Here is a 15,469-nt window from a genome sequence, read left to right on the forward strand (position 1 = left end):
CGCGCACGTCAGTGCTGGAACTCCTTGCGGTAGTACTCGAAGACCCAGCCCAGCGAGGTGAGGATGACGGCGAAGAAGCCGATGAAGACCATCCACCAGCCGATCGCCACGCCGACCGCCGTGAAGGCGACGGCCATCGCGACGAACATCGGCCACCAGCTGTGCGGGCTGAAGAACCCGTACTCACCGGCGTTCTCGGCGATCTCGCCGTCGAGTCGCTCCTCGGCCGGAAGGCCGTGGTGGTGCTCACTGTGGCGAGCCGACTGCCAGAGCCAGAAACCGATCATCCAGCCGAAGCCGATGGAGACCACGAGGGCGGTGGTACCCGCCCACTCGATCTCGCCGGTCTCCAGGAGGGACCAGTAGATGTACAGCGCGGCGGCCAGACCGAAGAAGGTCGAGATACCCATGAACAGGTAGGCCTGCATCTTCATGTGCTCTACCCCCTACTTCTTCTCGGCACCGGCGGCGACGGCACCGGGTGCGGCCGCGTGCGGGTGGTTGAGGTCGAAGGCCGGACGCTCGGACCGGATGCGGGGCAGCGACGTGAAGTTGTGTCGCGGCGGCGGGCACGAGGTCGCCCACTCCAGCGAGCAGCCGTAGCCCCACGGGTCGTCCACGGTGACCAGCGGCGCCTTCTTCGCGGTGACGTAGATGTTCCAGAAGAAGATCAGCGTCGAGGCGGCCAGCACGAACGAGGAGACCGAGGAGATCTGGTTCAGCTCGGTGAAGCCGTCCGTGGCCAGGTAGTCCGCGTAACGACGCGGGAAGCCCATCGCGCCCAGCCAGTGCTGCACCAGGAACGTGCCGTGGAAGCCCAGGAAGAGCAGCCAGAAGTGGAACTTGCCCAGCTTCTCGTTGAGCATCCGCCCGGTGAACTTGGGCCACCAGAAGTAGAAGCCCGCGAACATGGCGAACACCACGGTGCCGAACACGACGTAGTGGAAGTGCGCCACCACGAAGTAGGAGTCGGTGACGTGGAAGTCGATGGGCGGCGAGGCCAGGAGCACACCGGTCAGTCCACCGAAGAGGAAGGTGACCAGGAAGCCGATCGTGAACAGCATCGGCGTCTCGAAGGTGAGCTGCCCACGCCACATCGTCCCGATCCAGTTGAAGAACTTCACACCGGTCGGAACCGCGATGAGGAACGTCATGAACGAGAAGAACGGCAGGAGCACGGCGCCGGTCGGGAACATGTGGTGGGCCCACACGGTCACGGACAGGCCGGCGATGGCGATGGTCGCCGCCACCAGGCTCTTGTAGCCGAAGATCGGCTTGCGGCTGAAGACCGGGAGGATCTCCGTCGCGATGCCGAAGAACGGCAGCGCGATGATGTACACCTCGGGGTGGCCGAAGAACCAGAACAGGTGCTGCCACAGGATGGCGCCACCGTGCTCGGCGTTGAAGACCTGCGTTCCGACCATGCGGTCGGCGCCCAGGGCGATCAGCGCGGCGGTCAGGACCGGGAACGCGATGAGCACCAGGACACTGGTGAGCAGGGTGTTCCAGGTGAAGATCGGCATGCGGAACATCGTCATACCGGGCGCGCGCATGCACAGGCCGGTGGTGATGAAGTTGACCGCACCGAGGATCGTGCCCAGACCGGAGACGGCCAGACCCAGGATCCACAGGTCACCGCCGAGGCCCGGCGAGCGGACCGCGTCGGAGAGCGGGGTGTAGGCGAACCAGCCGAAGCTGGCGGCGCCGCCGGGGGTCAGGAAGCCGCTGATCGCGATCAGGCTGCCGAACAGGAACAGGTAGTAGCCGAACAGGTTGATCCTGGGGAAGGCCACATCGGGGGCGCCGATCTGCAACGGCATGAGGATGTTCGAGAACCCGACGAACAGCGGGGTCGCGAACATCAGCAGCATGATGGTGCCGTGCATCGTGAAGAGCTGGTTGAACTGCTCGTTGGACATGTACTGCATGCCCGGGGTGAACAGCTCCAGGCGCATCAGCAGCGCCAGCACGCCTCCGAAGAGGAAGAACGCGAAGGAGGTGATCAGGTACATGTACCCGATGACCTTGTGGTCGGTCGACGTCAGCCAGTTGACGATGATCGACCCTTTGCGTGACGGTGCCTGACCGTCAGTGCGGGGTTCGGTTGCCGTCGTGGTCATTTACTCGTCATTCTCCTCGGACTCGGTCGCCTCGGCTCCCGTGCCCTCAGCGTTGGTGCCGTCGGCACCCGTGCCCTCGGCGTCGTTGGTCGCGGCGGCCTCGGACTCGGCGGCAGCGGCCTCGGTGGCCTCGGCGGTCGCGGCGGCCTCGGCCTCCTGCTCGGCGGCCCAGGCGTCGTACTCGTCCTGCGGGAGGACCTCGACGTTGAAGAGCATGCGGGTGTGGTCCACACCGCACAGCTCGGCGCAACGTCCCACGTACTCGCCCTCGGAGCCCTCCTTCAGGTTGACCTGGAAGGCGTTGTCACGGCCCGGGACGACGTCCATCTTGAAGCCGAAGGACGGGATCCAGAACGAGTGGATGACGTCGGGAGAGTGGAGGTCGAAGTGGACGACCGCGCCCTCGGGGAGGACGAGGGTCGTCTGGGTGTCACGGTTGGCGGTGCCGTCCGGGTTGGGGATGCCAACCTCGGAGAAGAGCACGTCGCCACCGTTCTCCTTGGTGTCGTCCATGTAGTTGAACTGCCAGGCCCATTGGAAGGCCACGACCTCTACGTGGACGTCGGCGGGCTCTTCGGTGTCGAGCAGGTAGGCCTGGTCTCGCGCGGTGAAGAAGAAGAGCACCGAGATGACGACGATCGGCAGAACGGTGTACAGCGCTTCGATGGGCATGTTGTACCGCACCTGCGGCGGCAACTGCTCAGAGCGCTTGCGGTGGAAGAGGATTGTCCAGATGAACAGTCCCCACACAAGGACGCCGACCGCGAACGCCGCCACCCACGAGCCCTGCCAGAGCGAGAGAACACGCTCGGCCTGGTCGGTGATCGGCTCCGGCATGCCCAAACGAGTGAGATCGTTCGACGCGCAGCCGGTCGCGGCCAGCCCCAGCACGGCGAGCGCGGCGCCGCGTGGTGCCCATCGGCGCAGTGTTGAGCGCCGATTTTTTTGGCGGGTCGGACTCACGGATTGCCTTCCCAGCGGTGAAGCCCGTGGATTCTCCACGAGCGGCCTAAGTATCCAAAGCTTGTCAGGGGGAAACATTATCGCGAACCGCCCAGCGTGCCGTTCATGGGCTTGCCTGGTCAGCGTGTTGCCAGACGCGCCCTCTCGAAACGTTCGGCGGCCCCACGGAGCCGGGCCAGGTCGCCCCCGAGGGAAGTCCTCCCGGCTGGCTACGAGGCGCGGCCCGGCGATCCCCCGGGCCCTCGTTCGCTCCCGTGCGCATCTCCGTTCGGGCGGTGGTGCGCGCGATCGCGGACGAGGCCAAGGCGAGCGTATCGCTGGGTTTACGACACCCTTAACCGGGTGCGCCTTTGGGCGCGCGCCGGATCAAGATTGGGCCACAGGACGACAACCGAATGGGGGTGGACGTGCCCGAGCGACCGACTGCGCAGCAGCCTCTGGTCACCGTGGAGGCGGTGGGGCTCAAGTGCCCGATCCCGATCATCATGCTGGCCGCCCGACTGCACGAAGTGCCTATCGGGGCGGTCATCGCGGTCACCGCGGACGATCCCGCGGCGAGCGCGGACATACCGTCCTGGTGCCGGATGAAGATGCACGAGTTCGTCGTCGAGCGGCCGCTGGCGCGGGGTAGCGCTTTTCACATCCGACGGATGTACTGACCCCCGACGACGTCACCGGAACACCGGGCCGGACTTTCGGTCCCGTTGCGATAACGATTCGCACCGCCCGGTTTCCGGGGGCGGCGCGACGTACCCGATCCCCCTCCTTCGGTCCCCGTCGGGGACCGGAGGAAAGGGGTACCGGACAAGGCGAAGGCCGCGCGGACACGGGGTCCACGCGGCCTCTCCCACACTGCGGTTCCGCCCCCGAGGAAGGGAACCGCGACCGCGGGAACCGTCTAGCGAGCGTAGTACTCGACGACGAGCTGCTCGTCGAAGGGCACGGGGATCTGCTCACGCTTGGGGCGGTCGACGACCGCGATGCGCAGGTCCTTGTGGCTCACGGCGAGGTAACCGGCGATCTTGTCGTCGGCGTGGATGCCCTCGGCGGCCTCGACGAACGGGACCATCGTGCGGGACTTCTCCCGAACGCTGATGATCTGGCCCGGCTTGACCTGGTACGACGGGATGTCGACCTTCTTGCCGTCCACGGTGATGTGACCGTGGTTGATGAACTGACGCGCGGCGTAGATCGAGGCGGCCAGACCGGCGCGCAGCACGACCGTGGCCAGACGCAGCTCGAGCTCGCCGAGCATCTCCTCACCGGTACGGCCGGGACGCTTCTTGGCGTTCTCGTAGATCCTGACCAGCTGCTTCTCGGTCAGGTCGTAGTACCAGCGCACCTTCTGCTTCTCCGCCATACGAACGGCGTAGTCGCTGCTGTTGCGTCGGACGCGACGACCGTGCTCGCCGGGCGGGTACGGACGCTTCTCGAAGTAGCTGACCGCCTTACGGGTCAGCGGGGTGCCGGCGCGCCGGGACAACCGCACCTTCGGTCCGGTGTAGCGCATGCGAAGTCCTTTCAGGGTGAATCAGGGAATCCCAGGTAAGGCTGGCCTAGATCTGGGAGGCGCTCAGGGCGCCCGAGCCCCGGTGTCCCGCGGTGCGGGTCGGAAGCGGGTTCCCCACCGCCGCGCGTGACCCGGCGCGAGCGGTTCGGGCGAATGACCCGGCACGCGTTTCAGCGCACCGGGCGGGCACGGGGAATCCCCGTGCGGGTCACAGCCATCCACTTTACGGGCTCCGGGGCACCACCCCGACCAGAGTGCGTCCTTTTCCGGCCGGGGAGGACCCGGGTCACACGAAGGGGCGGACCTCCGCGGCGGCCTCGGCGCCGTAGGAGCGCTCCAGGCGCTCCAGCAGCGAGTCACCGGTCAGCGTGTACTCCTGCGGTCCGTCGGCCTCCAGGCAGTGCACGGCGGTGGCGTTGCCGACCTGGGCCGCCCGTTCCAGGGACAGGCCCCAGGAGTGGGCGGACAGGAAACCGGCGCGGAAGGCGTCTCCCATGCCGGTGGGGTCGACGAGCTCGTCCACGGTCGCCGAGGGCACGTGGACGCTCGGCTCGCCCTCACGGTCGATGCGGGCGCCCTTGGCCCCGAGGGTGGTCACGCGCGTGCCCACCAGGGACAGGATCTCGGCGTCGGACCAGCCGGTCTTCTGCTCGGCCAGGGCCTTCTCGTACTCGTTGGTGAACAGGAAGGTGGCGCCCTCGATGAGCGTGCGCACCTCCGGGCCCTCCATGCGGGCCAGCTGCTGGGAGGGGTCGGCCGCGAAGGGGATGGAGCGGGTCCGGCACTCCTCGCTGTGGCGGACCATCGCGGCCGGGTCGTCGGCGCCGATCAGAACCAGGTCGAGGCCGCCGACGCGGTCGGAGATCGGCTGGAGCTCGATGTTGCGGGCCTCGGCCATCGCGCCCGTGTAGAAGGAGGCGATCTGGTTCTGGTCCAGGTCCGTGGTGCAGACGAACCGGGCGGTGTGCCGCAGCTCGGAGATGTGCACCGCCGAGGTGTCGACACCGTGGCGGTCGAGCCACGAGCGGTACTCCTCGAAGTCGGCGCCGGCGGCACCGACCAGGACCGGGCTCAGACCGAACCCGCCCATGCCGAAACAGATGTTGGCCGCGACGCCGCCGCGGCGAACGTCCAGCTCGTCGATGAGGAAGGAGAGGGACAACTGCTGGATCTGCTCAGGGATGATCTGCTCTGCGAACCGACCCTGGAAGGTCATCAGGTGGTCGGTGGCGATGGATCCGGCAACCGCGATACGCACGGGACGTGGGCTCCTTGCTGGCGAGGTGGATCGCTCGTGGACGATCCGGCGAGCTGTTCAGGGCATGCCGGGGACGTGCCCGTTCGGACCAGCCAAGGGTACCCAGAGGGGGAGGGCGAACGCTCGTCCGCGTCCGCCCTCCCCCTGTGGTTCCGAGAACCTGAACGCTCCGCTGGGGAGCCCGGGACACCTAGTTGAAGGAGTCACCGCAGGCGCAGGAGCCGGTCGCGTTGGGGTTGTCGATGGTGAACCCCTGCTTCTCGATGGTGTCCACGAAGTCGATGGTCGCGCCGATGAGGTAGGCGGCGCTGCGGCGGTCGGTGACGACCTCGACACCGTCGAAGTCGGCGATGACGTCGCCGTCGAGGTCGCGCTCGTCGAAGTAGAGCTGGTAACGCAGCCCCGAGCAACCACCGGGCTGGACGCCCACGCGCAGGCGCAGGTCGTCCCGGCCCTCCTGGTCAAGGAGCGTCCGAACCTTGTCGGCCGCACCATCGGTGAGGATGACTCCCTGCGCGGTGGCCTCGCTCTGAACCGTCATGTTGTAAAGCTCCTCTGGAAAGGGGTTGCGGCCGTCTGGCGACCCCGGTCGCTTACCGGATCGGCCCGCGTCGGCGGGTCCAGTCCTCTTCAACGGGTCCCAACGTCGGAGGCCGGCGTGGCATTCCGTCGTGTGGCCGCTGTGTTCGCCCTGTCACCTCGGTCGCCCGGTACGGGTGTGACCTCGGTGACGCACGGGTGTGCTCGTACCTCCAAGGGTAATTTGTCCTGGCCCCGGATGCCATCTCCGGACGCACCCACCTCAGAGTCCCGGAGCGCCGTAGACCGGGAACCAGCGGGAACGGTCCTTCTCCATCGGCAGGTCGTCCCCCACCGCGGCCTCCACCTGGAGTTCCAGCGCGTTGTCGCGCCGCTGGGTACCCTGGGGCGCGAACGGGTAGAAGGTGCCGCGCTTGTACAGGTAGACCAGGCCCACGGAGCGGCCCCGGGAGTCGGTGAAGCCCACCAGGGAGCACAGCAGCGAGGGCCCGTAGCCGTTGACCTCCAGGGTCGAGTTGACCGCGTGCAGGTCGGTGACCAGGCCGGTGATGTCGGTGTCCACGAGCTCGCCGCCCGAGGGTCCGCCGCCGTCGGCCGCGGCCTCGGCGGCACCCGGGCGCAGCACGAGCCAGGTGTAGCCGTAGTCGTCCGTGGTCTGTTCGACCGACGGCCCCTCCCCCGCGTTGAGCAGGGCGGTCACGTCGCGTTCGACGTCCGCGAAGGCGGCGCCCTCGGCGGCGCGGAAGGCCACCGACCCCGATCCGGTGGGCGTCAGGCCCACGCCCGCCCGCAGGGTGAGCGCGGCCGAGGGCAGGCCGAAGAGCGCGTCGAGGTCGGGCTTGACCGGCTCGGAGCGGCCGAGCAGGGTGCGCCAGAAACTCATGTGGTGGGTCCCCTCGTGGGTGTCTGGGGTCAGGCTCCGCGACCGAGCTGGCGGGAGATGTCGGAGAGCTGGGCCAGGCGCTGCTCGACCGGCGGGTGGGTGGCGATGAGCTGGTTCATGCTGAACCCCTTCTTCGCGAAGGCCGGGGCGAAGAAGAACGCGTTGAACGGCTCCGCCTGGCGCAGGTCCCGGGTGGGGATGCGGGCCATGTCGCCGGTGATCTTGGACAGAGCGCTGCCCAGCATGGACGGGCGCCCGGTCAGGTACGCGGCGGCGCGGTCCGCGGCGAGCTCGCGGTAGCGGGACAGGGCGCGGGTGAGCAGGAAGCTCAGGATCCAGGCGACCGCGCTGACCACGACGACCAGGAGCGCGACGACGGCCGGGGCGGGGCCGTTGTTGTTGCCGCGACCGCCCGCTCCGGCGAACATCGCGAAGCGCAGTCCGGCCTGGGTGAGGAACCCGGCGACGATGCCGAGGAACCCGGCGATGGTCATCACCATCACGTCGCGGTGGGCGATGTGCGAGAGCTCGTGGGCGACGACCGCCTCCAGCTCGGGGCCGTCCAGGCGACGCGTGAGCCCGGTGGTGACGCAGATGACCGCGGACTTCTCGTTGTGCCCGGTCGCGAAGGCGTTGGGCACGTCGGTGTCGGCGATGCCCACACGCGGCTTGGACATGTCCGCCATGGCGCACAGGCGGTCGACCATGGCGTGCAGGTCGGGCGCCTGCTCCGGGGTGACCTCCTTGGCGCCCATCGCGAACATGGCGATCTTGTCGGAGGAGAAGTAGGAGAACAGGGCGAACGCCACGACGAGGACCAGGACCAGGACCACGTTGAGCCCGGCCAGGACCAGTCCCACGACGAAGGCGACGTAGACCAGGAACAGCAGGACCATGGTCATCACCATCCGGGCCGTCAGCCCCCGGTCTGGACGGAACTTCGAACCAGCCACGCCGACTCCCTCCCCCTACGGATGTGTCGGAGTGTAGTTCCGGCAGGTGAGAATCGGGTTAAAGCGGGACACCGCGTGTCCCCCCGCGCGCATGACCCCGGACACACCCCGGCCGCCGTGACGGATCACGGCGGCCGGGGTGGAAGAGCGTACGCGAGCACCGAGTACGGGGGTCCCTAGCCCGGGATGAGCCCGTCGTCCTGGAGCATCTCCCGAACCTCGTCCATGCTGGCGTCGGCGGGCGGGAGGATGAACTGCGAGGGCTCCAGGGAGTCGGGCGGCAGGGGCTTGCTGTCCTGCCGGACCTTCTCCAGGAGGTCGTGGAGGGCCTTGCGGAACGTGGACTCGTCGCCCGACTCGATCGCGGCCTCCAGGGCGGCGTCGAAGTCGTTGAGCACGTCCAGGTCTGCGTCGGTGAGGTCGACCTGACCCTCACCCATGATGCGGACGATCACGAGCCCTCCCGGTTCCCGGCACCGTTGCCACCCTCGATCTGCGGGGTGGCGCCACCACCGCTGCCGCCGCCGAGTTCGAGCTTCATGCGCTCCAGCTCGGCCTCGACACCGGTCGTGCTCGCCATCTGGTCGAGCTCGTACTGGATGTCGTCCTTGGGGCCGGTGCCCGTGACGTCGTCCAGCGCGCCGGAGGCGAGGAGCTCGTCCACCGCGCCCGCGCGGGCCTGCATCTCGGCGGTCTTGTCCTCCGCCCGCTGCACGGCCATGCCGACGTCGCCCATCTCCTCGGAGATGCCGGAGAAGGCCTCGCTGATCTGCGTCTGCGCCTGGGCGGCGGTGTAGGTCGCCTTGATGGTCTCCTTGCGCGTGCGGAAGGCGTCCACCTTCGCCTGCAGGCGCTGGGCGGCCATCGTGAGCTTCTGCTCCTCGTTCTGGAGGTTGGCGTGCTGCTCGCGCAGCCCCTCCATCTGGCTGGTGAGGCCGGAGCGGCGGGTGAGCGCCTCGCGGGCGAGGTCCTCACGGCCCTGGGTGAGGGCGGCGCGGCTCTGGTTCTCCAGCTTGCCGGACTGCTGCTCCAGCTGCTGGATCTGGAGCTCGACCCGCTTGCGGGAGGTCGCGACGTCGGCGACGCCACGACGGACCTTCTGGAGCAGTTCGAGCTGTTTCTGGTACGAGTAGTCGAGGGTTTCCCTGGGGTCCTCGACCGAGTCCAGGGCCTTGTTGGCCTTGGACTTGAAGATCATCGAAAGTCGCTGAAACACGCTCATTGGCGTGGCCGTCCCCTTCTCGGTGCGTACATCGGCTGTTCCCAGCGGGCGCTTTGCCCAACCCTACGCGGTCTGGCCCGCGGTCGCCATAAAGCTATGACCGGCTACCCTGAGGGTGTGTTCCGACGTCGCTCCGCTTCCGCAGCCCCGGATTCGACCACGGCCGAATCCGCCAGCCCTGAGGCCACTGAGGCCACCCAACCTAAGGGATATACCCCCAAGAAGGGTGTGCCCACCCCTAAGCGCAGGGAATCCGAAGGCATCCCGCGCCGACCGGTGAAGGCCCCTGAGACCCGTAAGGAGGCCTACCGCGCCTACCGGGACCGTCTCGAACGTCAACGCGGCACGACCGCCCGGCGTTCCGGCGCGCCCAAGGGAGACGAGAGGTACTTCCGGCAGCAGGACCTCGGCAAGGCCCGCGCCTACGCCCGGGACTTCATCGACTCGCGCCGCAGCGCGAGCGAGTTCTTCCTGCCGTTCTCGATCCTCATCATCGCCCTGTTGTTCGTCAACAGCCCGGTCTTCCAGGTGGGCGTCGCCTACGTCCTGTGGCCGCTGATGATGGTGACGATCATCGCCGAGGGCGTCATGATCGGCCGCACGGTCAAGCGCCGCGCCACCGAGTACTTCCCGGACGACCCGGCGATCAAGGGCATCGGCATGTACGCCGCCATGCGCCAGCTCCAGTTCCGGCGCCTGCGTCTGCCCAAGCCCCGGGTGAAGGTCGGAGACGACCCCACCCCGAACAGCGCCCGCTGATCCACCGCCGTCCCACCTCCCCATCCCCGACGACGTGAGCGGGGCCGGTGACCGCACCGGCCCTTCACCTCTCCACGGTCCCCGCGGAGTCCGCCGGGGGCGCGCCAACTAGAGTGCTCGGCATGGAATTTCGGCATCTTGGCAACAGCGGTCTGATCATCAGCGAGATCGCGTACGGGAACTGGATCACCCACGGCTCCCAGGTCGAGGAGGACACCGCGGCCTCCTGCGTCCGTGCGGCGCTCGACGCGGGCATCACCACCTTCGACACCGCGGACGCCTACGCCCAGGGCAGGGCGGAGGAGGTGCTGGGCCGCGCGCTCAAGGGGCAGCGCCGCGACGGTCTGGAGATCTTCTCGAAGGTCTTCTGGCCGGTGGGCGAGGGCCGCAACGACCGGGGCCTGAACCGCAAGCACGTCATCCGCGGCTGCGAGGACTCCCTGCGCCGTCTGGGCACCGACTACCTGGACCTGTACCAGGCGCACCGGTTCGACTACTCCACCCCGCTGGAGGAGACCATGCGGGCCTTCGAGGACCTGGTCCGCCAGGGCAAGGCCCTGTACATCGGTGTCTCCGAGTGGCGCGCCGACGAGATCGCGCGGGCGCTGAGGATCGCCGACGAGATGGGCTTCGACCGGATCGTCTCCAGCCAGCCGCAGTACAACATGATCTGGCGGGTCATCGAGTCCGAGGTCGTCCCGCTCTCCGAGCGCGAGGGCATCGGCCAGCTGGTCTGGTCCCCCATCGCGGGCGGCGTCCTCACGGGCAAGTACAAGCCGGGCCAGGACCTCCCGGCCGGTTCGCGGGCGAGCGACCCCAAGAGCGAGCGCTTCCTGGCGGACAAGGTCGCGGACCAGACCCTGCTGGAGCGGGTGCAGCGGCTGGAGCCGCTGGCGGCCGAGGCCGGACTCACCCTGTCGCAGTTGTCCGTGGCCTGGGTCCTCCAGAACCCGAACGTCTCCGCCGCGATCATCGGGGCCTCCCGCCCCGACCAGGTCGAGAGCAACGTGAAGGCCGCCGGGGTCACGCTCGACGCCGAGCTGATGACCCGGATCGACGAGATCCTGGCCGACAGCGTGGAGCGCGACCCGGAACTCACCAAGAGCCCGGAGAACATCCGCGGCTAGGAAGTCTCCCCGGACGCGTTCCGGAGCGCGGGGCCCGGCGGTCGTACGGACCGCCGGGCCCCGTGCGTTCACTCGGTTCCGAGGGGCATCGTGTAGAGCTCCCGGTCGTCCTCCAGGAGCGCGACGCTGGCCACACCGCCCTCAGCCAGCTCGGCCCAGTTCTCGCCCAGCCAGCTCTCGGCGTCACCGCGCGACGTGAACGACTCGGCCGGCAGTTCCTCCGCCCCCGTCCGGTCACCGTCGGTGCCGATGTACCGCCACGTCCACGCCATCCTCGACCGCCCTTCGTCGCCGGTTCCACGGTGGATGCACCGCGATCCTGTGCCGAGCTTAACCAAGGCTTGGCGCACGATGCTGTTTACTCTTCCGGGTGCGTATCCGATTTCTCGGGACAGCGGGACACACGGGCTGGCCAGCCCCACAGTGCACCTGCTCGTCCTGTAACAAGGCCCATGCGGATCGCCGCCTGCCGCTGCGGGTGACCGTCGACGACCGCTTCCGCCTGCGTGAGGCCGGTGCCGTCGGACCGGTCCCGCCCGGCTACACGGTGACGTCCACGCCGGACGGCGCCCTGATCGAGAGCGCGGACGGGGGACGTCTGCTGTTCGCGCGCTCCGGTCCGGGGCCACTGCCCGGGGGACCGCCCGCCGACGGTCGGCCCTCGGGGGCGTCCGCGTACTCGTCCGCGCCCGCCCAGCAGGTGGACATGGTGATCGTGGACGCCGCGCAGCGCCCGGAGGTGGTCGGAGAGCTGCGCCGGTCCGGGGTGATCGGGGTGACCACCGCCGTCGTGGCGGTCGGCGGCGACCACCGGATCCGGTCTCCCGAGGAGTTCGCCCGGCGGGCCCGGCTGTGGGGCGCCCTGGTCCCGGGTGACGGCACCGTCATGTCGTGCCCGCCCACGGTGTGGCCGGAGTCCCGCCCGCACGGGCCGTACCGGACCCTGATCACGGGCGGGGCGCGCTCCGGCAAGTCCACCGAGGCTGAACTGCGTCTGCTGACCGAGCCACGGGTGGTCTACGCGGCCACCGGCCCGGTCCCCGACGGCACCGACCCGGAGTGGGCGGAGCGAGTCGAGCACCACGCCCGGCGGCGCCCCTGGTGGTGGCGGACCGAGGAGACCAGCGGCCTCGCGGTCCTGCTGAGACAGGCGCGCGGCGCGGTCCTGGTCGACTGTCTGGGCACCTGGCTCACGGGGGTGATGGGCGAGTGCGGGCTCTGGGAGGACGAACCGCCCGAGGACGCCGAGGAGCGGTTGGAGACCGCCGTCCACGAGCTGTTGGAGGCCTGGCGGTCGACCCAGGCCTACGTGGTGGCGGTCACCAACGAGGTGGGGTCGGGTGTGGTTCCGCCCACCCGCTCGGGCCGGATCTTCCGTGACCGGCTGGGACTGCTGAACCAGTGGGTGGGCGCCGAGTCCGAGGTCGTGGTGCTGGCGACGGCCGGGCGCGTGGTGGAGCTCGGGTGAGCGGCGCCGACGCCCTGGCCGGGGCCCGCATGGCCGTGGGCACCTTCACGGTCTGGCCGGTGCGGGTGGAGCGGGTGGACCGCGCCGTGGCGGGGTGGGCGATGTGCTGGGCCCCGGTCGTGGGCGGGCTGCTCGGCGCGGTGACCGGGATCGTCGCGGTCGTCGGGGCGTGGTGGTGGTCCGACCCGCTGGCGGCGCTGCTCGCGGTGGGACTGGGGGCGTTGCTCACCAGGGGACTGCACCTGGACGGGCTGGCCGACCTCGCCGACGGCCTCGGCAGCGGTCGCCCGGCGGAGGGCGCGCTGGAGGTGATGCGTCGCTCCGACATCGGACCGTTCGGTGTGCTCACCCTGGTGGTGACGGTCGGGGCCCAGGTCCTGGCGTTGGCCGGGCTGGTCGAGGCCTCCCTCTGGGCCGCCGTCGCCGGTGCCGTGGTCGCGGGCGCGACCGGGCGGCTCGCGGTGACCCTGGCGTGCGCGGGCGCGCCCTCGGCCCGCCCCGACGGGCTCGGCTCGTTCGTGGCGGGGACGGTGCGGCCCCTGGCGGCGGCCGTGTGCGCGGCGGGGGTGCTGGCCGCCGCCCTGCTCGGTCTGGCGTACTCCCCCGGGTTCGCCGTGGCCTGCGCGGTGGGCGCGGTGGCCGGGCTGGCCGCGGCCGGGGTCCTGCTGTACCGGGCGGTGCGCAGGCTGGGCGGCGTGACCGGCGACGTCCTGGGCGCCCTGGTGGAGACGGCCGTGACGGTGGTCCTGCTGGTGACGGCGGCGGCCACACGGGGCTGAGTGCCCCGGTCAGCGGTCGCGCTGGCGGCGGTTCCACCGCTCCAGGCGTTCGCGCGCCTGTTCCGTGCGGCGGCGGACGGCGAGGACGCGGTCGATGTCGTTCGCGCGTTCGTTGTCCCCCTTGAGCTGTTCGTACTCCCTCAGGTGGGTCTCGAACTCCTCCACGGAGTCGGTGGCGGGCGCCTCGGCCCGGGCGAGCGCCTCACCCAGGTCGGTGATGCCCAGGTCGTTCTCGCCCTGGATGGCGGCGACCCGGGCCGCCTCCTCGGCGCGCAGTTCCTCCATGGTCTCGGCGTCCTCACGCTCGGCCGCCAGACGCTCCTGTTCCCGCTCCCGTACGGCCTGCGTCCGACGCCGTCCGAGCACGCCGACCAGCCCGACCGTGGTCAGGACGACCGAGAGCAGCAGGCCGACCACGGCGGGCCAGGGCAGCGTCGGGGTTCCCTCTCCGCTGGCGGGTTCGTCCGCGGAGAGCACCGATGCGTCACCGAGCTCCGACAGGAGACCGTCCACCGAGTTCCGGGCGCTGGCGTGGTCGAGTCCGAAGAAGACGGCGGTGTCGAGGTCGTACCCGCCTCCGGAGACGTCTCCGCGCACCGGGTAGTGCTCCACCCCGCCGGAGCCGTCCAGCGTGTAGACGACGACCGGGTCGTCCGAGCCGCTGGCCACCGCGTCGGCCAGCGGCTCGGCGCCGCCGTCCGGATCGGCCTCCAACCGTGCCCCGGAGGGCAGGACCGCGACGCGGACCGGTTCGTCCCTCGCGGCCAGGGCGGCGTCGAGTTCGACGCGCTCGGACTCGGTGATGTCGGCGCCCGCCCGGGGGTGCACGAAGAGGTGGTCCTCGGTCAGGGCGACCCGGGTGTCGGCCACCACGTTCCCGTCCACCGCTCCGGCGAAGAGGTGGAGCGCGGGCGCCAGGCCGTCCGGGCCGGGGCCGAGTGGCAGCAGCCACGCGAGGTCCTCGGGCGCGGGACCCTCCGGGGCGGAGGCGGGCGTGAGGTCGAAGTCGTCGTGGGTCCAGACGGCGAGCAGGGCGGTGCCATCGTCACCGAGTGGTGCGAGCAGGGCGTCGGCGTACGCCTCCTCGTACCCGGGGGTGTCCCGTCCCGGTGGGGGCACGACCGCGACCCGGGTGTCGTCCAGACCGTCGAACCGTTCCCGGAGGGCCTCGGTGTCGAGGTCGGGCAGGGCCGCCTCGACGGCGGGGTGGACGTGGACCGTCTCCTCCCGGGCCGCCGACGCGACCTCCGGAAGCAGGTCACCGTCGAGCAGGTCCACGGCGCTGACCATCTGCTCCACCGGGCCGCCTCGGGAGAACACGAAGTGGTCCTCCAGGTCGGCGCCGCCGGTGTCGATCCCCACGGCGGTCCAGGACAGGCTGGTCGTGACTCCCCCGGTCGCGGCGCGTTCCTCCGTGGCCACCACGTACAGTCCCGGTTCGCCGACCTCCTCGGCGAGGGTGTGGACGGCCCGTGCGGGGTCCACGCCTTCGAGGAGGGCGCCGCGGATCGGCGTCCGCGCCTCGGAGAGCCGGGCGCGGGCCAGGGCGAGGGTCTGCTCGGAGACCTCGGGGCCGCCCTCCGCGACGTGGACGTGTTCCCCGGAGGAGAGGTCCCGGGCCGCCTCCGCGAGCTGTGACTCCGCCCGGGCCGGGCCGGGGACCGCGACGCACAGGGCGAGCAGGGCCAGCGCGACGGTGGCCGAGCGGAAGGCCCGGAGGGTCGGGGAGGCGGGGGTCGCGGGATCCGGCATCTGTTCTCCCGTGCAGGTCAGAGGCGAGGGAGGGCTCGCCCGAATGATCCTAGGATGGGGCGGGTCGGGGGTGGCGTCCAGGGTGTCCGGGAGGGCGCGGAGGGGGCGGGGTCGACCCCGCTGTGAACGACCGGG

17 protein-coding genes are annotated in these 15,469 nt (G+C 70.0%); 5 read left to right on the plus strand and 12 right to left on the minus strand.

Annotation, left to right across the window (positions count from 1 at the left end; translation table 11 throughout):
* Window positions 1-8: 8 nt before the first annotated feature.
* From ACRWK8_RS06830 to ctaC, 3 genes are read right to left on the minus strand one after another with little or no spacing between them, the layout of a single operon-like run.
* Window positions 9-434 carry a cytochrome c oxidase subunit 4 gene (locus ACRWK8_RS06830; RefSeq protein ID WP_357768088.1) on the minus strand — a complete coding sequence of 142 codons (426 nt, stop codon included), beginning with the start codon at window positions 432-434 and terminating at the stop codon, window positions 9-11.
* Window positions 435-446: 12 nt separating this feature from the next.
* Window positions 447-2,120 (minus strand): aa3-type cytochrome oxidase subunit I, encoded by a 1,674-nt coding sequence (ctaD, locus tag ACRWK8_RS06835; protein WP_378742588.1) that lies wholly within the window; start codon window positions 2,118-2,120, stop codon window positions 447-449.
* On the minus strand, window positions 2,121-3,122 hold the full coding sequence (gene ctaC, locus ACRWK8_RS06840; protein WP_431869019.1) for an aa3-type cytochrome oxidase subunit II: 1,002 nt from the start codon (window positions 3,120-3,122) through the stop codon (window positions 2,121-2,123).
* A gap of 356 nt (window positions 3,123-3,478) precedes the next feature.
* On the opposite strand from ctaC, the gene ACRWK8_RS06845 reads away from it, so the two are divergent.
* Window positions 3,479-3,742, plus strand: a complete 264-nt coding sequence (locus tag ACRWK8_RS06845) for a sulfurtransferase TusA family protein (RefSeq protein ID WP_378742592.1) — start codon at window positions 3,479-3,481, stop codon at window positions 3,740-3,742.
* Window positions 3,743-3,981: 239 nt separating this feature from the next.
* Here ACRWK8_RS06845 and rpsD read toward each other — a convergent pair whose 3' ends face one another.
* The 7 genes from rpsD to ACRWK8_RS06880 form a co-directional block, all read right to left on the minus strand.
* Complete coding sequence (rpsD, locus tag ACRWK8_RS06850) at window positions 3,982-4,593, minus strand: 30S ribosomal protein S4 (protein WP_378742594.1); 612 nt, start codon at window positions 4,591-4,593, stop codon at window positions 3,982-3,984.
* Between the two features lie 286 nt (window positions 4,594-4,879).
* Window positions 4,880-5,851, minus strand: coding sequence for a carbohydrate kinase family protein (locus ACRWK8_RS06855; protein WP_378742596.1), 972 nt, complete (start codon window positions 5,849-5,851; stop codon window positions 4,880-4,882).
* A gap of 190 nt (window positions 5,852-6,041) precedes the next feature.
* Entirely contained in the window at window positions 6,042-6,392 is a 351-nt protein-coding gene (locus ACRWK8_RS06860) for a HesB/IscA family protein (RefSeq protein ID WP_378742598.1), read from the minus strand.
* 261 nt (window positions 6,393-6,653) lie between these two features.
* The gene (gene pspAB, locus ACRWK8_RS06865) at window positions 6,654-7,274 is read right to left on the minus strand and encodes a PspA-associated protein PspAB (protein ID WP_431869023.1); all 621 of its coding nucleotides are present in this window, start codon (window positions 7,272-7,274) and stop codon (window positions 6,654-6,656) included.
* A 29-nt stretch (window positions 7,275-7,303) separates the two neighbouring features.
* On the minus strand, window positions 7,304-8,227 hold the full coding sequence (htpX, locus tag ACRWK8_RS06870; protein ID WP_378742602.1) for a zinc metalloprotease HtpX: 924 nt from the start codon (window positions 8,225-8,227) through the stop codon (window positions 7,304-7,306).
* A 176-nt stretch (window positions 8,228-8,403) separates the two neighbouring features.
* The gene (gene pspAA / locus ACRWK8_RS06875; protein ID WP_378742604.1) at window positions 8,404-8,682 is read right to left on the minus strand and encodes a PspA-associated protein PspAA; all 279 of its coding nucleotides are present in this window, start codon (window positions 8,680-8,682) and stop codon (window positions 8,404-8,406) included.
* The gene (locus ACRWK8_RS06880) at window positions 8,679-9,449 is read right to left on the minus strand and encodes a PspA/IM30 family protein (RefSeq protein ID WP_378742606.1); all 771 of its coding nucleotides are present in this window, start codon (window positions 9,447-9,449) and stop codon (window positions 8,679-8,681) included. Before ACRWK8_RS06880 ends, pspAA begins: the two co-directional genes overlap by 4 nt.
* A 96-nt stretch (window positions 9,450-9,545) precedes the next feature.
* Here ACRWK8_RS06880 and ACRWK8_RS06885 point away from each other — a divergent pair, with 96 nt between their 5' ends.
* Both ACRWK8_RS06885 and ACRWK8_RS06890 read left to right on the plus strand, forming a co-directional pair.
* Window positions 9,546-10,208, plus strand: coding sequence for a DUF3043 domain-containing protein (locus tag ACRWK8_RS06885; protein WP_431869026.1), 663 nt, complete (start codon window positions 9,546-9,548; stop codon window positions 10,206-10,208).
* A gap of 122 nt (window positions 10,209-10,330) precedes the next feature.
* Complete coding sequence (locus ACRWK8_RS06890) at window positions 10,331-11,335, plus strand: aldo/keto reductase family protein (RefSeq protein ID WP_378742610.1); 1,005 nt, start codon at window positions 10,331-10,333, stop codon at window positions 11,333-11,335.
* 68 nt (window positions 11,336-11,403) lie between these two features.
* Here ACRWK8_RS06890 and ACRWK8_RS06895 read toward each other — a convergent pair whose 3' ends face one another.
* Window positions 11,404-11,607 (minus strand): hypothetical protein, encoded by a 204-nt coding sequence (locus tag ACRWK8_RS06895; protein ID WP_378742612.1) that lies wholly within the window; start codon window positions 11,605-11,607, stop codon window positions 11,404-11,406.
* A gap of 206 nt (window positions 11,608-11,813) precedes the next feature.
* Between ACRWK8_RS06895 and ACRWK8_RS06900 the strand changes: the two genes are divergently transcribed.
* Both ACRWK8_RS06900 and ACRWK8_RS06905 read left to right on the plus strand, forming a co-directional pair.
* A complete protein-coding gene (locus ACRWK8_RS06900) occupies window positions 11,814-12,803 on the plus strand; it encodes a bifunctional adenosylcobinamide kinase/adenosylcobinamide-phosphate guanylyltransferase (protein WP_431869029.1) in 990 nt (329 codons plus the stop codon).
* Window positions 12,800-13,582 carry an adenosylcobinamide-GDP ribazoletransferase gene (locus tag ACRWK8_RS06905; RefSeq protein ID WP_431869031.1) on the plus strand — a complete coding sequence of 261 codons (783 nt, stop codon included), beginning with the start codon at window positions 12,800-12,802 and terminating at the stop codon, window positions 13,580-13,582. Before ACRWK8_RS06900 ends, ACRWK8_RS06905 begins: the two co-directional genes overlap by 4 nt.
* 9 nt (window positions 13,583-13,591) lie before the next feature.
* Here the strand turns inward: ACRWK8_RS06905 and ACRWK8_RS06910 are convergent, their stop codons facing one another.
* Window positions 13,592-15,334, minus strand: a complete 1,743-nt coding sequence (locus tag ACRWK8_RS06910) for a hypothetical protein (RefSeq protein ID WP_431869033.1) — start codon at window positions 15,332-15,334, stop codon at window positions 13,592-13,594.
* Between the last annotated feature and the right edge of the window lie 135 nt (window positions 15,335-15,469).

It is taken from the genome of Nocardiopsis eucommiae (assembly GCF_965344335.1).
Lineage (GTDB): Bacteria > Actinomycetota > Actinomycetes > Streptosporangiales > Streptosporangiaceae > Nocardiopsis > Nocardiopsis eucommiae.

Coding starts and splice junctions, on each gene's coding strand:
- ACRWK8_RS06830 (WP_357768088.1), bottom strand. CDS start 434: ATGAAGATGCAGGCCTACCTGTTCATGGGTATCTCGACCTTCTTCGGT.
- ACRWK8_RS06885 (WP_431869026.1), top strand. CDS start 9,546: ATGACCGGCTACCCTGAGGGTGTGTTCCGACGTCGCTCCGCTTCCGCA.
- pspAB (WP_431869023.1), bottom strand. CDS start 7,274: ATGAGTTTCTGGCGCACCCTGCTCGGCCGCTCCGAGCCGGTCAAGCCC.
- ACRWK8_RS06880 (WP_378742606.1), bottom strand. CDS start 9,449: ATGAGCGTGTTTCAGCGACTTTCGATGATCTTCAAGTCCAAGGCCAAC.
- ACRWK8_RS06860 (WP_378742598.1), bottom strand. CDS start 6,392: ATGACGGTTCAGAGCGAGGCCACCGCGCAGGGAGTCATCCTCACCGAT.
- ACRWK8_RS06845 (WP_378742592.1), top strand. CDS start 3,479: ATGGGGGTGGACGTGCCCGAGCGACCGACTGCGCAGCAGCCTCTGGTC.
- ACRWK8_RS06890 (WP_378742610.1), top strand. CDS start 10,331: ATGGAATTTCGGCATCTTGGCAACAGCGGTCTGATCATCAGCGAGATC.
- ctaD (WP_378742588.1), bottom strand. CDS start 2,120: ATGACCACGACGGCAACCGAACCCCGCACTGACGGTCAGGCACCGTCA.
- ACRWK8_RS06895 (WP_378742612.1), bottom strand. CDS start 11,607: ATGGCGTGGACGTGGCGGTACATCGGCACCGACGGTGACCGGACGGGG.
- rpsD (WP_378742594.1), bottom strand. CDS start 4,593: ATGCGCTACACCGGACCGAAGGTGCGGTTGTCCCGGCGCGCCGGCACC.
- ACRWK8_RS06910 (WP_431869033.1), bottom strand. CDS start 15,334: ATGCCGGATCCCGCGACCCCCGCCTCCCCGACCCTCCGGGCCTTCCGC.